At 64.1% G+C, this 14,695-nt stretch carries 12 protein-coding genes; 5 read left to right on the top strand and 7 right to left on the bottom strand.

Annotation, left to right across the window (positions count from 1 at the left end):
- Positions 1–150 precede the first annotated feature (150 nt).
- Both ACIQLI_RS00655 and ACIQLI_RS00650 read left to right on the top strand, forming a co-directional pair.
- Positions 151–3,093 carry an exo-alpha-sialidase gene (locus tag ACIQLI_RS00655; protein WP_400383940.1) on the top strand — a complete coding sequence of 981 codons (2,943 nt, stop codon included), beginning with the start codon at positions 151–153 and terminating at the stop codon, positions 3,091–3,093.
- Positions 3,094–3,388: 295 nt separating this feature from the next.
- Positions 3,389–6,475, top strand: a complete 3,087-nt coding sequence (locus tag ACIQLI_RS00650; RefSeq protein WP_400384770.1) for a S8 family serine peptidase — start codon at positions 3,389–3,391, stop codon at positions 6,473–6,475.
- A gap of 75 nt (positions 6,476–6,550) precedes the next feature.
- Here the strand turns inward: ACIQLI_RS00650 and ACIQLI_RS00645 are convergent, their stop codons facing one another.
- The 4 genes from ACIQLI_RS00645 to ACIQLI_RS00630 form a co-directional block, all read right to left on the bottom strand.
- The gene (locus ACIQLI_RS00645; protein WP_400383938.1) at positions 6,551–6,952 is read right to left on the bottom strand and encodes a serine protease inhibitor; all 402 of its coding nucleotides are present in this window, start codon (positions 6,950–6,952) and stop codon (positions 6,551–6,553) included.
- Positions 6,953–6,981: 29 nt separating this feature from the next.
- Positions 6,982–7,920 carry a 3-methyladenine DNA glycosylase gene (locus tag ACIQLI_RS00640; RefSeq protein WP_400383936.1) on the bottom strand — a complete coding sequence of 313 codons (939 nt, stop codon included), beginning with the start codon at positions 7,918–7,920 and terminating at the stop codon, positions 6,982–6,984.
- Entirely contained in the window at positions 7,907–8,440 is a 534-nt protein-coding gene (locus tag ACIQLI_RS00635) for a serine protease inhibitor (protein ID WP_400383934.1), read from the bottom strand. The genes ACIQLI_RS00640 and ACIQLI_RS00635 overlap by 14 nt, the downstream gene beginning before the upstream one ends.
- Positions 8,441–8,576: 136 nt before the next feature.
- Complete coding sequence (locus ACIQLI_RS00630) at positions 8,577–9,044, bottom strand: MarR family winged helix-turn-helix transcriptional regulator (RefSeq protein WP_400383932.1); 468 nt, start codon at positions 9,042–9,044, stop codon at positions 8,577–8,579.
- A 105-nt stretch (positions 9,045–9,149) separates the two neighbouring features.
- Here ACIQLI_RS00630 and ACIQLI_RS00625 point away from each other — a divergent pair, with 105 nt between their 5' ends.
- The 3 genes from ACIQLI_RS00625 to ACIQLI_RS00615 all read left to right on the top strand — a co-directional run bounded on the left by ACIQLI_RS00625 (position 9,150) and on the right by ACIQLI_RS00615 (position 10,209).
- On the top strand, positions 9,150–9,374 hold the full coding sequence (locus ACIQLI_RS00625; protein WP_026541816.1) for a hypothetical protein: 225 nt from the start codon (positions 9,150–9,152) through the stop codon (positions 9,372–9,374).
- Between the two features lie 168 nt (positions 9,375–9,542).
- Positions 9,543–9,779, top strand: a complete 237-nt coding sequence (locus ACIQLI_RS00620; protein ID WP_159705659.1) for a hypothetical protein — start codon at positions 9,543–9,545, stop codon at positions 9,777–9,779.
- A gap of 70 nt (positions 9,780–9,849) precedes the next feature.
- Entirely contained in the window at positions 9,850–10,209 is a 360-nt protein-coding gene (locus ACIQLI_RS00615) for a LapA family protein (RefSeq protein WP_354228999.1), read from the top strand.
- Between the two features lie 123 nt (positions 10,210–10,332).
- Here ACIQLI_RS00615 and ACIQLI_RS00610 read toward each other — a convergent pair whose 3' ends face one another.
- The 3 genes from ACIQLI_RS00610 to ACIQLI_RS00600 all read right to left on the bottom strand — a co-directional run bounded on the left by ACIQLI_RS00610 (position 10,333) and on the right by ACIQLI_RS00600 (position 14,564).
- Complete coding sequence (locus ACIQLI_RS00610; protein ID WP_011773410.1) at positions 10,333–10,632, bottom strand: DUF4193 domain-containing protein; 300 nt, start codon at positions 10,630–10,632, stop codon at positions 10,333–10,335.
- A gap of 155 nt (positions 10,633–10,787) precedes the next feature.
- Positions 10,788–13,283, bottom strand: a complete 2,496-nt coding sequence (locus ACIQLI_RS00605) for a beta-glucosidase (protein ID WP_400383929.1) — start codon at positions 13,281–13,283, stop codon at positions 10,788–10,790.
- Positions 13,284–14,564 (bottom strand): MFS transporter, encoded by a 1,281-nt coding sequence (locus tag ACIQLI_RS00600; RefSeq protein ID WP_400383927.1) that lies wholly within the window; start codon positions 14,562–14,564, stop codon positions 13,284–13,286.
- Positions 14,565–14,695 lie beyond the last annotated feature (131 nt).

Below are 14,695 nucleotides of genomic sequence, written 5' to 3'. Positions count from 1 at the left end.
TGTGCCCTTGAGGCTACCGCTTCAGCGCGGGGGGAGGTGCGCCCGAAAGTCATCCCTAGCAATGTGACGGCGAACACCCTATGGTTGTAGGACGTTCGACGTAGCACGTAACACGAACGTCCCTCGCGCCGATTCGAAAGGACCTTGGATTTGAAATCCATACCCCCTGCACCATCACTCGCCCGCACCGCAGCCGCCGGCGCACTGAGCCTTGGCCTCCTTGGAGGCCTCGCTCTTCCGGCCACCGCCGCCCCCATCCCCCCCAACAACCCTGCGGCAGCGCCGGGTACCTTCACTGAGGCCAACATCGCGGCTGACCGCACGGCCGCCAACTTCTTCTACCGGATCCCCGCCCTGACGTATCTGGGCAACAACGTGGTGCTCGCATCATGGGACGGTCGTCCGGGCTCAGCCGCGGATGCTCCGAACCCCAACTCGATAGTCCAACGCCGCAGTACTGACGGCGGACAGACCTGGGGACCTGTCACCGTTATAGCCGCCGGGCACGTGGGCGACGCCAGCGGTCCCAAATACGGCTACAGCGACCCCTCCTACGTCTACGACGCCGAGGCCGGCAAGGTCTTCAATTTCTTTGTGTACTCCAAGGACCAGGGCTTCGGCGGCAGCCAGTTCGGTAACAACGATGCCGACAGGTCAGTGATTTCCTCGGCGGTCATCGAGTCCTCGGACGGCGGCGTCACCTGGAGCCAGCCGCGGCTTATTACGAATGTCACCAAACCCGGAACCAGCAAAACCAGCCCGGTGGCCGGCGACGTGCGCTCCAACTTTGCATCCTCGGGCGAGGGCATCCAGCTCAAGTACGGCCCGTACAAGGGCCGCCTCATCCAGCAGTACGCCGGTGATATCCGCCAGGCAGACGGCACCAACAAGATCCAGGCCTACAGCGTCTACTCCGACGACCATGGGGTGACGTGGAAGAAGGGCGCCAACGTCGGTGACCGGATGGACGAGAACAAGACCGTGGAACTCTCCGATGGCCGGGTGCTGCTGAATTCCCGGGACAATGCCAACCAGGGCTACCGTAAAGTGGCCATTTCCACGGACGGCGGCGCTACCTACGGTCCGGTCACGCAGGACACGGAACTCCCGGATCCCGCCAACAACGGGGCCATTGCACGCATATTCCCCAATGCGGCGCAGGGCTCGGCCGACGCGAAAAAACTCATCTTCACCAACGCGAACTCCAAGACCGGACGTGAAAATGTCTCGGCCCGTGTCTCCTGCGACGACGGTGCCACCTGGCCGGGCGTCCGCACCATCCGCTCCGGCTTCTCCGCTTACTCAACGGTCACCCGCTTGGAAGAGGGCAAGTTCGGGGTGCTTTACGAAGGCAACTACACGGACAACATGCCGTTCGCGAAGTTCGACGACGCCTGGCTGAATTACGCTTGCGCTCCGCTCTCCGTCCAGGCCGTCACCACCACGCCGGGGGCCACCCAGCAGGTGCCCGTGACAGTGACCAACCAGGAAGCCGCCACACTGTCCGGCGCAACAGCCACCGTCTACACCCTCAGCGGATGGTCGGCCACCACGGTGCCGGTTCCCGACGTCGCCCCCGGGGCCTCGGTGACCGTCAACGTTGCCCTGACGGCACCGGCCAACGCCAGTGGCCCGCAGAATCTCAACGCAGCATTTACGACGGCGAATGGCCGGGTTTCGCAGTTCACCTTCACCGCCACCGTGCCGGTTGCGCCGCAGGTGGGCCTGACGATCACGGGAACGGCACCCACCCGGGATGTCGTGGCCAGCCCCTACCAGGTGGGCGACGTCCTCAGTTACTCGCTTAACGTCAAGAGCACCGCGAACGTCACGGCCAATTCAGTACCGGTTTCCGGGACGTTCGACTCAGGCTTCCTCCCGCCGTCTGCCCCCAATTGCCGGTTCAACAACCTTGCCGCCGGTGCGAATTACAACTGCACCACCGCCAGGCATGTGATCACGGCAGCCGACATCGAGCGTGGCTACTTCGTGCCGGAAGCCAGCTTCAGCATCACAGCCAGCTCGACGCCGTCGCTCACTAAGACGGTGCCGTTCACCGGCGCTGCCGTCGCTTTGCGCGACGGCCTGCTGACGGCCGGGATCAGCGGGGCGCGTGCCGACGTCGGGCGTGACCTTGCGACCCAGCCGTACGCGGCAGGGGACCTGGTCCCGTACACCTTCACGGTGAAGAACACGAGCCCGCTGGTTGAGAAGGTGGTCCCGACCGCCGGTAACTTCAGCCCCTTCCTTCCGGAAGGCCCGGGCAACTGCCGCTACAGCGTGCTGCCGGCCGGCCAGAGCTACCAGTGCACCACCCCTCGCCACACGGTGACTGCACAGGAAGCTGAGCAGGGGTTCTTCATTCCGACAAGCACGTGGGAAGTCAGCTCGGCCGGCCAAACCACCAAGACCATCACGGTGAACGGCGGCGAAGTGGACCTGAAAGTCCGCGAGCCCAAGCTTGAGGGAACCGTTTCTGCCCAGTGGATCGACACCGACGGCGACCGGTTCGCCAGCGTCGGCGATCCCGTCACGTACACGTACACCGTGGGCAATGCGGGCAATGTCGCCGTGACCGGATTGGAAGCACCTGACGCAGGCATCTCGGCGGCGGTGCTCGCCGCCAGTGCCACGGTGACCGCAACACGTGAGCATGTGCTGACGGCGGCAGACATCGTTGCCGGAGCGCTCGGTGCTGCTTCCTTCGAGGCGACGGCGCGCAACGGTTCCCGTGACGTTGCCACAACTGCCCAGGGTGATCCGCTGGTGCTGGCCGTGCAGCCGCCACAGCCAATGGCTGAGCCCGCGCTGACTGTCCAGGAACTGGGCACGCCGCCCACTGACTTGGGAGCTGCGGACAAGTATCGCACGGGCCAGAAGGTGGTGCTGAACGGCCTCGTGTATGGCGACTGGTATTACGTCTACCTGAACAAGACTGGCTACCGCCTTGGATGGGTCTTCCCGACCACGGACAACACTGTGGAGTTCATCCTTCCCTCCGACGTGAAGAATGGGCGGGATGACGTAGTGGTCCTGGACGCGGACGGCGTTCAGGTCTCCTTTGACCGTCTGCAGGTGACGCCGAAGGGTTAGCACTTCGCTGGGGGAGGGCCGGGGTGATTGTGACAAGACAAAATTCCCGAAATGTGCTGTATGTCATATTAGGCTCTCACTAGGTACTCTGTGACTCGGCTGGTTGCGCGGCTTTGACAAGAACTGTCAAAGGTTCAACCAACTAAAAGTTGACAGGTCCAGGCGATGGAGCCTGGTCCTCCCTCAGTGAAAGGTGCAACCACTCGTGAAATCACAAGGAAAGAGCTTCGTCAGAAGCGGGGGGCTTCGAAAGGCCGCGGCACTGGCCGTGGGCTTGCCGTTGCTCCTCTCTTCGATGGCGATGCCGGCCCAGGCCGCTCCCACGCCGGAGACGCCCGGGAACGTTGCAGGCGTGGCCAAGAAGAACCTTGACCCCAGCGCCTATAAGGACGGCCGCTACATGGTTGTCCTGGCGGAGAAGCCTGCAGCAACCTACGACGGCGGAACGGCGGGCCTCGCACCCACCAAGCCGGAAGAGGGCAAAAAGCTCGACGCCGACAGCGCCGAGGTGAAGGAATACCAGCAGCACCTGCAGGCGCAACAGCAGGACATTGCCACCCAGGAAAGCATCACCATCGAGCGTGACTTCACCACCGCCGTTAACGGCTTCAGCGCCAACCTGACGGCCGACCAGGCCATCAACCTGGCCAAGGACCCCAAGGTCCTCATGGTGGCACCGGACACCCAGTATGCCCCGGATTACTCCACCACGGACTTCCTCAAGCTCAGCGGCCCCAACGGCACCTGGGCCACCCAGTACGGTGGCCAGGACAACGCCGGCAAGGGCACCGTTGTTGGCGTGATCGACACCGGCTACACCCCCTCCAACCCGTTCTTCGCCGGCGAACCCGTCGGCCCGCTGGTCGGTAACCCGCAGGTCGGCGTTCCCTACCGCACGGCAGATGGCAAGATCGCCATGCTTAAGGCCGATGGCGATACTTTCGTCGGCGAATGCCAGCCCGGAACTGACACCGGCGCGGACTACGACGGCAGCGCCTGCAACTCGAAGGTCCTCAGCACCCACTACTTCGCAGACGCCTTCCTGGAGACCGTTCCCCCGGAAAACCGTGCTTCGGAAGAAGTCATCTCTCCCGTGGACGTGGACAGCCACGGCACCCACACGGCCAGCACTGCGGCGGGCAACGCCAACGTGGACGCCGTAGTGGACGGCCGCAGCTTCGGAACCACCAGCGGGATCGCACCCGCCGCCAAGCTTGCCGTCTACAAGGTCTGCTGGGAAGACACCGATCCCGCCACGGGCGGCTGCTATGGCTCCGCTTCCGTGGACGCGATCGAGCAGGCCATCCTGGACGGCGTGGACGTGCTGAACTACTCCATCTCCGGTTCCACCACCACTACGACGGATCCTGTTTCGTTGGCGTTCCTGTCCGCAGCTTCCGCCGGTATCTTCGTGGCCACCTCGGCAGGCAACTCCGGACCGACCGCCAGCACCGTGAACCACGGAGCGCCCTGGCTGACCACGGTTGCCGCGACCTCGTTCTCGCAGGAGCTCCAGGGCACCGTTGAATTCTCCGATGGCAGCAAATTCCGCGGAGCGTCCATCATGAACCGCGAGGTGAGCGGGGCCGGCGTCGTGCTGTCCACCAACGCTGCAAGCGGTGAAGGCAACGCGGCCCTGTGTGCTCCGGGCTCGCTTGACCCGGCCAAGGTAGCCGGCAAGGTTGTCGTCTGCGACCGCGGCGTGGTTGACCGCACCGCCAAGAGCGCCGAAGTACTGCGCGGCGGTGGCGTCGGCATGATCCTGGTGAACCTGACGGATTCGTCGCTGGACACGGACAAGCACGTCATCCCCACGGTCCATGTGAACCCGCCGGCAACACAGACCATCAAGGACAAGGTCACTGCCAACCCGGCCATCACCGTCTCCCTACTGAACCGCGACACCACGGGCCTGCCCGCCGAAGCGCAGCCGCAGATTGCCGGCTTCTCGTCGCGCGGTCCGCTGCTCGCCACCGACTCGGACCTGTTGAAGCCTGACGTATCCGCTCCCGGCGTCGCGATCCTTGCTGGTGTTTCGCCGATCGGAACCGGTGGAGACAACTTTGGCTTCCTCTCCGGAACGTCCATGGCCTCACCGCACGTTGCCGGTTTCGGCGCACTGATCCTGGGCAAGAACCCGCAGTGGTCGCCGGCCACTGTGAAGTCCGCCATGATGACCACCGCCGGACCGGTCAAGCTGGCCAACGGCGCCGTCAACAAGGACGTCTTCGCCACCGGCGCCGGACAGGTTGACCCCGCAAAGGTCCTCTCGCCCGGCCTCGTATACGACGCCACCACCGAGGATTACCTCAAGTTCATCCAAGGCACGGGCATGGACCTGGGCATGGAAGGGCTTGGCACCACGGCACCACGCGACATGAACGTTCCTTCGTTCGCCCTCGGTAACCTCGCAGGCAAGATCGAGGTCACACGCACGCTCACCGCCCTGACCGCGGGAACCTACCGGGCCTCAGTCAACGTTCCAGGTGTCAACGTCAAGGTCACGCCGTCCGTGCTGACCTTCGGAGCTCCCGGTGAGAAGAAGACCTTCAAGGTCCAGTTCGAAAACAAGAACGCGGAGCTGGGCAAGTTCGCCATGGGTTCGCTGAGCTGGCAGGGTGCCAACAAGACCGTCACCTCGCCGATCGCCGTCAGGCCGCAGTCCGTCATCGCGGACAAGGCCCTGGCTTTCACGGGAACGGGCCCCAACGGCTCCGCCACCATCAACATCACCTCCGGCACCAACCTCCCGGTGGGCGTCACCATTGACGGACTGTCCAAGGCTGATTCCTCGGCTGTTGAGCTGGTTCCCGGCCCGTTCGCGGGCGAGACCAATGCCTCCAACTTCGTGAAGAAAGTGACCGTTGGCCAAGGCAGTGCACTGGCCAAGTTCTCGGTGATCTCCTCCAACGAGGCCGCGGACTTCGACATGCTGGTGCTCACCCCGTCCGGTCAGCAGTTGCCGGCCGCCACGGCGTCCGCCAGCGAAACCCTGTCCGTGCCCAACCCGGCACCCGGCGACTACTACGTCTTCGCCAACCTCTACGCGAGCCCCAACAACCAGGCCACCAAGGCCACTGTTGATGCTGCAGTCCTCGGTGCCAACCAGGGCAACGCCACCGTGACGCCGAATCCGATCCGCCTCGCCAACGGCAAGACGGGCCAGATTTCGCTGAACTGGAAGAACCTGGAACCTGGCTCCTACATCGGCCGCCTCACCTTCGCAGGCACCAGCGAGCCGAGCTTCGTCACCGTCCTGGTCAACCCCGGCGGCACCGTAGTGGTCCCGGACGAGGAGGACCCGAAGAAGGACAAGAAGGACAAGAAGAAGGGCGGCAAGATCCGCGCTGACGAGCCGACGCAGAGCAACAACGCCGGCTAGTTCATTCTTGATCCAGTAACAGATGCTGAAACGGCAGTGGCCGGCGGGAATTCCCGCCGGCCACTGTTGTTTCCCTTAGACGTTTCCGGATGAGCCCCCGGTGTTGCCCAGCAGCGATGCCAGCGTCTTCCAGCGTGCGATCTCGCAGCCGTCAGTCCGGCTGAACTGGCTGTGGACCTTGCGACCACGGAACCAGCCCGTGACGACGGCTACCTGCGGGCCGCCGTATTGCTGCGTGCAGATCCGGTTGGGCCGGGGCTCCGGGAAGAAGATCTCCTCGCCAAACTGCTCGACGGCGGCCAGCGCCGCAGGTGCATCCGGCAGGTTGGAGTCCAGGGAGTCGGGGTCCGGGGAGAGGATGCCTGCTGCGGAGCGGAGATGGAACTCGTGGCTCTCAGCGCCAGGTGCCTCCGTCAGCGTGACTGTGAGGTCGACGTCGTACTCGCTGTTGGGTGACTCGCTCGTGGGGGAAACCATAGTGACCTTTCGCTGGTGGCGGCGGGTGCTCAGGCGGCCAATCCACTCAGCTCCTGGAGGAGCGGATCTACTGCCTGGAGCACGCGGGTCCGCAGCTCCTGGGATTCGGCCGCGAAAGCCCGCTGGTATTCAACGTACTCGGCCTTGCCCTGCGGTGTCTCGATCCTGATGGGTGGGTAGCCCCATTCTTCGAGATCGTACGGAGAAGCCTTCATATCCATGGCGCGGATCCTCCACGAGAGCTCGAAGCAGTCCATCACCAGTTCGCTGGGCAGCGCCGGGGTCAGCTTGTACGCCCACTTGTAGAGGTCCATGTTGGCGTGCAGGCAGCCCGGCTGCTCCATGGTCCGCTGGTTTTCACGGGTGGGTTCGAGCTCGTTCAGGGGAATGGCGTCCGGAGTGTAGAACCGGAACGCGTCGAAATGCGAGCAGCGGATACGGTTTTCTTCCACCACGGTGTCCGTGCCCTCGCCGCCGAGCCTGAGCTTCAGGTATTCGTGCCGCAGCTCGAACTTCTCCTGCCGGTACACCATGGCCCACTCGTGCAGGCCAAAGCAGCCGAACTGGGCCGGGCGCTTCGCCGTGCCCGCAAGGATGATGCCCGCGAAGCGGACCGCTTCGGTACGGTCGGCCAGGAAGCCGCTTCGATCAAAGGTGACCGCCGGCGTTCCCGCCGGCAGCCCCAAGGAGGCGAGTTCGCCGTCGTCGAGCGTTCGGTAGAACTTCCACGTGGCGCGCTCAACGGCACGTGGACCGCTGAGGACCGCGCCGTCGCCCGGATGCCAGCGCAGCAATTGCCCCGGCTTCTGCGTGTAATAGGTGAACAGGAAATCTTCAACGGGGTGCTTTTTCCCGGCCGAACGCCGGGCCAGGTAAGGGTCCGTATAGCGGGCCACCCGGGCATGATGGGTTGCCTCCAGCCCGAGCCATTGCTCCTGGGGGAGGTGCCGCAGCCTAGAGTCCGCCATCTGATCCGAGGATGCTCTTCGCGGCATCCCACAATGCGATTTGGCAGCCGTCTGTCCGGCTGAAGGCCGCAGTGACTTCCTTGCCGTCCACGGCGCCGGTCACCTTGGCCGTTGCCGGACCGCCGTTCTGCTGGGTGCACATTAGGTCGGTCCGGGGAGGAGCGGGGCTCAGGATGGCAGGGCTGTTCTTGATGGACGTGCAGGCCTCGGCGGCTGTTGGGTGGTTGCTTTCAGCGGCCGGGACACCGTCCGCGCAGACGAGCGTGAAAGTCTGGGGCGCGGCTTCGGGGGATTCCACCAGCGTGATGGAGAGTTCGGCGCTGCCGGCGCCGGTGGCTGTTGACGCACTGGGAGTCGCGCTGCTGCTGGGGCTGCTGCTTGGGCTGCTGCTTGAAGGCGCCGACGACGACGGGGCTTGGCTTGCGCTGCCTGTGGCACCTGGGGTTGGGGTGCCTGAGCATGCGGCCAGGCCGGCGACGGCCAGGACTGCCAACAGGGGCCGAACAAATCGCATGCGCATGGAATCTCCTAGGTTGCGTCCATTTTACGTGGCACTTGTGGTGCCCGTTTCTCTGTTCGCTTCCAGAACACCACCGGGGCCGTGCCCTTGGCTAGGGGGCACGCGGGTGGTCTGCCTGGATTGCCGGGTTGGTCCGTTAGTGGGAGATGTTCCGCTGGGTTGCCGCGATCAGGCCCGTCATGGCTTGGTGAAGCCCGGCTACCTCTTCCCGGCTGAGCTGAAGGCGCTCGCGGATTTCGCCGGGGACGGCGGTGGCCTGTTCGCGGAGGGCGGCGCCTTTTTCCGTCAGTGTGATGGCGAGGGCGCGTTCATTGCCCGGGACGCGTTCGCGGGTGATGAGCCCGGCTTCTTCCAGGCGCTTCAGCAAGGGGGAGAGTGTTGCTGGTTCGTGGAGGAGGCTGTCGCTGATGTCCTTCAACGAACGGGGGCTCCGCTCCCAGAGTGCCAGCATCACAAGGTACTGCGGGTGCGTGAGTCCGAGGCGTTCCAGCACGGGCTTGTAAACGCCCACCACGCTGCGGGAAGCAACGGTGAGGGCAAAGCACAGTTGGCGCTCCAAGAGGAGGTCGTCGACTTCCTGGGTGCTCTGGTCTGTGGCCGTCATGGCTGTCTCCTGTGCTGGCATCCGCTCGCGCTGATCAATTGGTTAGTGTACTAATGATTAGCGTACTATGGACTCATTGAACCGTCTAAAAAGGAGTCGATCCGCGTGGCCAAGGAATCCCTCACCCGGAAGTTCATGCGCGCCACAGGCAAGTTCAGGGTTGTTTTCGGCCCCGCGCACAGCAGTTCCCTCGACCATGAAATGACCGAAGCCAACCGGAAGCTGCTCGCCCAACGCCAGGCCGAGACCCAGCAGTGGGAAACACTCCGCCGCCCCGACGGCAGCACCTACGTGGTGCCCCGCAACCCGGACGACAAATCCCTGCGGTAAGCCACCCTTCCTTCTCCGCCGGGTTGTCACTTGGCCCCCGTGTTTCCCAAAAAACATGGGGGCCAACTGCCATCTCGGCGACGTATTCGGGCGTAAAATTGGCCTCACTGAACGGCACGCACTGACCCTGCCGCTCTTTCTCTCCCGTAAGAAAGGAGGTGGAAGAATATGGGACGCAAATTGGAGGGTTTCCAGCATGTGACCGAGCGGTTGCAGTCCGTTTTTGGACCTGCAACCCACGGCGACACGGACACCCCGGTGCTGCACAAGCATGATGATTTCGAGACGGCTTCCGAGGCGGACCTGAAGAACTTCGACGTCGAGACCGATTCCGAAGGCCATCACTACGCTGTCCGTAACAACGATCCCGGCCCTACCTCAACCGACTACTCCGTGCGTCACTGACTACCGCGCAAGTCATCAGCATGCTTAGTATGTGAGGGCAGGGTGATGCCGGGACAAGAGGGGGTCGTCGATGAGTTTCCAGGATGATGTTGCAGGGGTTCCCAGTGGGGCTCCCCGACAGGAACGTGCGGTCCCACCTCCGGTGGCCAGCCCGTCCAGGCCAACCCGCACGGCCGCCCTGTGGGTGGCGGTCGCCGTTGGCTTGGTGGTCCTGGTGATGCTGATCGTGTTCTTCGTCCAGAACCAGGACATGATCACGGTCCGATTCTTCGGGCTGCAGGGAACCCTCGCACTGGGCACCACCCTCTTCATCGCGGCCGTGGGCGGAGGCGTGCTGGTGGCCCTTGCCGGAGGTGCGCGGATCCTCCAGCTCAGAATGGTCAACCACCGCCGCAAGAAAACCATGGGCGGCCCGGGAGCCGCGCCATAGGGACTCGTGGCCGGTGGCTGTTAACTGCGGAAGGACCGGAGCGCTTGCTCCGGTCCTTCCGCAATTTAATCCCGACGGCGGCACTCCCTGACGATGTTGATTCCGCCGGGGTGGTGGGCTGTCTTAGCCTTCGCAGTCGGTGCAGTAGGCGACGCCATCTTTTTCGCGTGCGATCTGCGAGCGGTGGCGAACCAGGAAGCAGGAGTGACAAGTGAACTCGTCGTTTGCCTGCGGAATGACCTGGATCACCAGTTCTTCAGCGACGATTTCGCCGCCGGGGCCGTTGGCGTCGAGGCCATCGGTTTCGTCCAGTTCAAGCACGACACTCTTGGCCGTGGGAGCGCTGGCGGATTGAAGAGCCTGGAGGGACTGCTCCTGGTTCTCTTTTACATCGGTACGGAGTTCGTCGTAATCGGCTGCCACTTTTTAATGCCTCTTCGTGTTAGGGGGTTACCGGGTATGCAACGTACAGCATGCCACGAAAATTCCATACCATACCCCAGTTCTACCGCTTGTGGCGAAAACCACGTGGGTGGAGGGCAAAAAAACCCGCCACCCAGCGTGATTTCGCCCAGGTATTACCGGAGTTCGATGTCCAGCGCTTGGAAGTCGTCTGCCGCGTGGCGACCCACCAGCAGGCGGAACGTGCCCTGCTCAAACTGCCAGCCGCCGTCGTAATGTGAAAACGCCTTGGCGGGGATATGTATTTCCACGCTCTCGGTTCCGTTCGCGGCGAGGTGCGTTCCGGCGTAGCCGGCCAGCCAGCGAACGGGACGTTCGACGGCGGAATCGGCGCGGTCCAGATACACCTGGACCACCTCCCGGCCGGTGCGTGTGCCGGTGTTCTTGACGGGAACGTGCACCACAATATCGTTTCCGGCCTGCGCTGCCTGCGGGGCGTGGGCGGTGCCGAGTTCGAACGTGGTGTAGCCGAGTCCGTAGCCGAACGGCAGGGCAGGAGCTGCGCCGCCCGCCGCTTCCTGCTTGAGCCAGGCGCGGTAGCCAATGTGGATTCCTTCGGCGTAGACCACCTTGCCGTCAACGGGCGTGGTGTTCAACACCGGGACGTCCTCCAGCGCGGCGGGCCAGGTGGTGGGCAGGCGTCCGCCAGGTTCTTCGATGCCCAGCAGGATGTCTGCGATGGCGCTGCCGAACTCCTGGCCGCCGAACCACCCCAGCAGGACCGCATCCACCGTGTCCAGCCATGGCATGAGTACTGGCGAGCCGGAGTTCACCACCACTACCGTGCGCGGATTGGCTGCGGCGACTGCCTCCACCAGCTGGTTCTGGTAGCCGGGGAGGTCCAGGTCCTTGCGGTCAAAGCCCTCGGACTCAATGGCGGCGTTGGTGCCAACCACAACCACAGCGACGTCCGAAGTCCGGGCAGCTTCCACCGCGGCATCGATCTCGGCCTGCGGGTCCGCCACCACGGTCTCCTCGCCCAGCAGGATGGCTGTGAACGGGATGATCTGCTGTTGGGGCAGCTGGTACTCGGCCTCGATCCGGATGGTTTGGCCTGCGGTGGTTTCCACGGCGTGGACGGTCTTGGGGGGATCGAAGAGGGCGGCACCCAGGACGTCGGTGTCGTCCTTGATCTCGTCGTTGAAGACTTCCGTTCCGTCCAGGACAAAGCGGATCTGTCCCACGGTCCCAACGCCCAGGTGGTGGACGCCTGCTGTTTCGGCTGTCCAGTCCGCTTCCATACGGATGGAGGCGGCGCCGTCGGGAATTCCCACGCCGAACCAGATCAGGTGCGAGGCCAGGCGGTCTTCTCCCGAGATTTCCGTGCCGTCGTCGGCGAGGAAGGTCACGCGGATTCCGGGGACGTTGGAGATGGGGTTGTGGAGTGAGGTGCGGGGGAAGGCCTGGATGCCTTCTGCCACCTTGGCGCCGCGGGCGTAGGTGACTGTGACGTCGTCGGGCAGTGCTTTCTGCAGGCCTTCGAGCGGTGAGACGGTGTATTTGGGCATCACGGTAGCGCTGCCGCCGCCTTGGGTGCGGGCTTCGTCGGCGTTGTGGCCGATCACCGCGACGCTGCTGAGGGCCTTGGCATCCAGCGGAAGCAGGCCCTTGTTGCGGACCAGCACGGCGCCGCGGACGGCGACTTCACGCGCGACGGCGGCCCCGTCCAGTGACGCCGGGAGCTGGGTGACTGCAGGTTCGAAGCCTTCCAGGGAGCCCACACGGGCTGCGAGGCGCAGGATCCGGGTGACCTTTTCCAGGATCGCCTCAGGGCTGACGCGGCCATCGTTGACGGCAGCGAGGAGCTTAGGACCCCAGTGGCCTACCGGTCCGGGCATTTCCAGGTCCTGGTGTGCGTTGGCGGCTTCCACTGAGCGGACGCCGGTCCAGTCGGACACCACGACGCCGTCGAAGCCCCACTCGGTAGACAGTGGCGTTTCAAGGAGCGTGTTCTCGCTCGCGGTGGTGCCGTTGATGGAGTTGTAGGAGCTCATGACCAGCCAGGCGCGTGCTTCGGTGATGGCGTCCTCGAAGGCTGCCAGATAGAGCTCGCGGAGCGGCCGCTCGTCCACTACGGAGTCTGCGGTGAAGCGCTCGGTCTCGGCTTCGTTGGCCAGGTAGTGCTTGGGCGTGGCGCCGACTCCCATGGACTGGACGCCTGCCACGTACCCGGCGGCCATGGTGGCGGTGAGTCGCGGGTCCTCGCTCATGCATTCGAAGTGGCGGCCGCCCAGCGGGGAGCGGTGCAGGTTGATGGTGGGGCCCAGGACGGCGTGGACGCCTTTACGGCGGGCCTCCTGGCCCAGGACCTGCCCGTATCGGCGCGCGGTTTCAACGCTCCAGGTCGCGGACAGAGCGGACGACGACGGCAAGGAGACGGAGTCGTGCCGCTCGTCGAAGTCTTCACCCCGGACGCCTGCCGGTCCGTCGGACATGACCACACGGGACAGCCCGATCTCAGCGATGGCGTGCGTGGACCACACGTCTGCGCCCGTCAGCAGTTGCACCTGCTGCTCAAGCGTCAGGCTCCGGGCGAGTTCCTGGATCCTGGTTTCGGCATCCTGCGCTCCTGCTGCTGGTGCTGTGACTGCGGCCGAAAGTGTGGGATTCATTTACTTGACTCCTTTGATGCGTGTGACGAGAAGGGCACCGATGATGCCAACAACAGCACCACCGAGGAACAATGCGGGGTAGCCGCCCAGTGCGATGACCGGGAAGGCAATGGCAGGCACCAGGGATTGGGGGAGGGCCTGGGCGATGTTGAACACGCCGAAGGTCTTGGCGTTCTCCGACTGGTCTTCGGGCAACAAGTCGGTGATGAGCGCGACGTCAACGGCGCTGAAGACACCGAGACCCAGGCCCAGAATTCCTTGGCCCACCAGGACCTGGCCGGTGTCGGTGCTGGTGGCGATAACCACCAGGCCGCCCATCATGATGAGGGCAGAGATGATGACCATGCTTTTGCGTTTGCCAAGGCGGTCGCTGATCCAGCCACCGGCGAGGCTGGTGATGACGGTTCCGGCAGAGCTCACCAGGGTTGCTTGGAACACCAGGCTGGTGACTTGGGTTTCGGCGACGTGGAGGTGGTCCGTAAAGAAGTACGGCAGGTAGAGCAGGCCGGCGCAGTAGCCCACATAAACCAGGAACTTGGTGACCCAAGCCCATCCCAGGCCGGGGTGATCCTTGGGGTTGAAGTAGAAGGAACCAAGGACTTCCTTGAGGTTCAGCGGCGCCGGTTTTTCGGTGAGGACGCGGTCCTTGAAGGTGAAGGCGAAGGCAATGGCTATTGCCGTGCCTACGATCCCCGGGACAACGGCCATCTGCAGGGCGGTCTCGAACATTTGGGCGAAGAAAGCCGCCGCCACGAGGCCAATGGGCAACGTCATGCCGATGAGCCCGGAAAGGCGCCCGCGCTCCGCCGGTCCCGCTTGGTCCGGAAGGGTCGCGACCAGGGCGGCCAGGGCTGCGTTGAAGCCCAGCTGTGCTACAACCCAAGCCACAAGGACCACCCCGACTTCGGTGGCCGAACCCAGCATGAAGAGTGCTGCAAGGCCGATCAGGGAACCGCCCACAATCCACGGTTTGCGCATCCCGAACCGGGACGTGGTCCGGTCGCTGAGCCGGCCAAAGAACGGGTTGGCGAGCAAAGCGACAGCCGCTCCGACGCCTGCCACGAGGCTCAGTGCTCCGGCGCGCGTATCTGGAGTGGTGATCTCCGAAACCTTGATGGCGAGGACCACCAGCGCTGGTGCAAGAACGGCCATCCAGAGGCCGGCGCTGGCGATGGGCATGCCGATGACGTAGGCGCGGGAAGCGGATTGAGGCTGGGTGCTTCCGGTACCCGGGGCGGCGGTTTCCGCGCCTGCCATCTGCTGGTCGATATTGAGGGCCACATTGCCTCCTGATGAACGGGTGGCCCACCGTTGGGCCGCTGGAATGACTCTAACTCCAAAAACCAAGTGTGACTAGGTTTTTGGTCAAAAAAGTCGAGTGACCCTGGATATTTGAACCGTGAAATAGACTG

This window comes from Paenarthrobacter sp. NPDC091669 (assembly GCF_044756725.1).
Classification (GTDB): Bacteria; Actinomycetota; Actinomycetes; order Actinomycetales; family Micrococcaceae; genus Arthrobacter; species Arthrobacter bambusae_C.
Note: the sequence above shows the minus strand (reverse complement) of the source record. Positions and strands in the feature narration are given on the sequence as shown.

Excerpts from the sequence above, each read along its gene's own strand:
- ACIQLI_RS00650 (WP_400384770.1), top strand. The coding sequence starts at position 3,389 with ATGGCGATGCCGGCCCAGGCCGCTCCCACGCCGGAGACGCCCGGGAAC.
- ACIQLI_RS00645 (WP_400383938.1), bottom strand. The coding sequence starts at position 6,952 with ATGGTTTCCCCCACGAGCGAGTCACCCAACAGCGAGTACGACGTCGAC.
- ACIQLI_RS00640 (WP_400383936.1), bottom strand. The coding sequence starts at position 7,920 with ATGGCGGACTCTAGGCTGCGGCACCTCCCCCAGGAGCAATGGCTCGGG.
- ACIQLI_RS00635 (WP_400383934.1), bottom strand. The coding sequence starts at position 8,440 with ATGCGCATGCGATTTGTTCGGCCCCTGTTGGCAGTCCTGGCCGTCGCC.
- ACIQLI_RS00630 (WP_400383932.1), bottom strand. The coding sequence starts at position 9,044 with ATGACGGCCACAGACCAGAGCACCCAGGAAGTCGACGACCTCCTCTTG.
- ACIQLI_RS00620 (WP_159705659.1), top strand. The coding sequence starts at position 9,543 with ATGGGACGCAAATTGGAGGGTTTCCAGCATGTGACCGAGCGGTTGCAG.
- ACIQLI_RS00615 (WP_354228999.1), top strand. The coding sequence starts at position 9,850 with ATGAGTTTCCAGGATGATGTTGCAGGGGTTCCCAGTGGGGCTCCCCGA.
- ACIQLI_RS00605 (WP_400383929.1), bottom strand. The coding sequence starts at position 13,283 with ATGAATCCCACACTTTCGGCCGCAGTCACAGCACCAGCAGCAGGAGCG.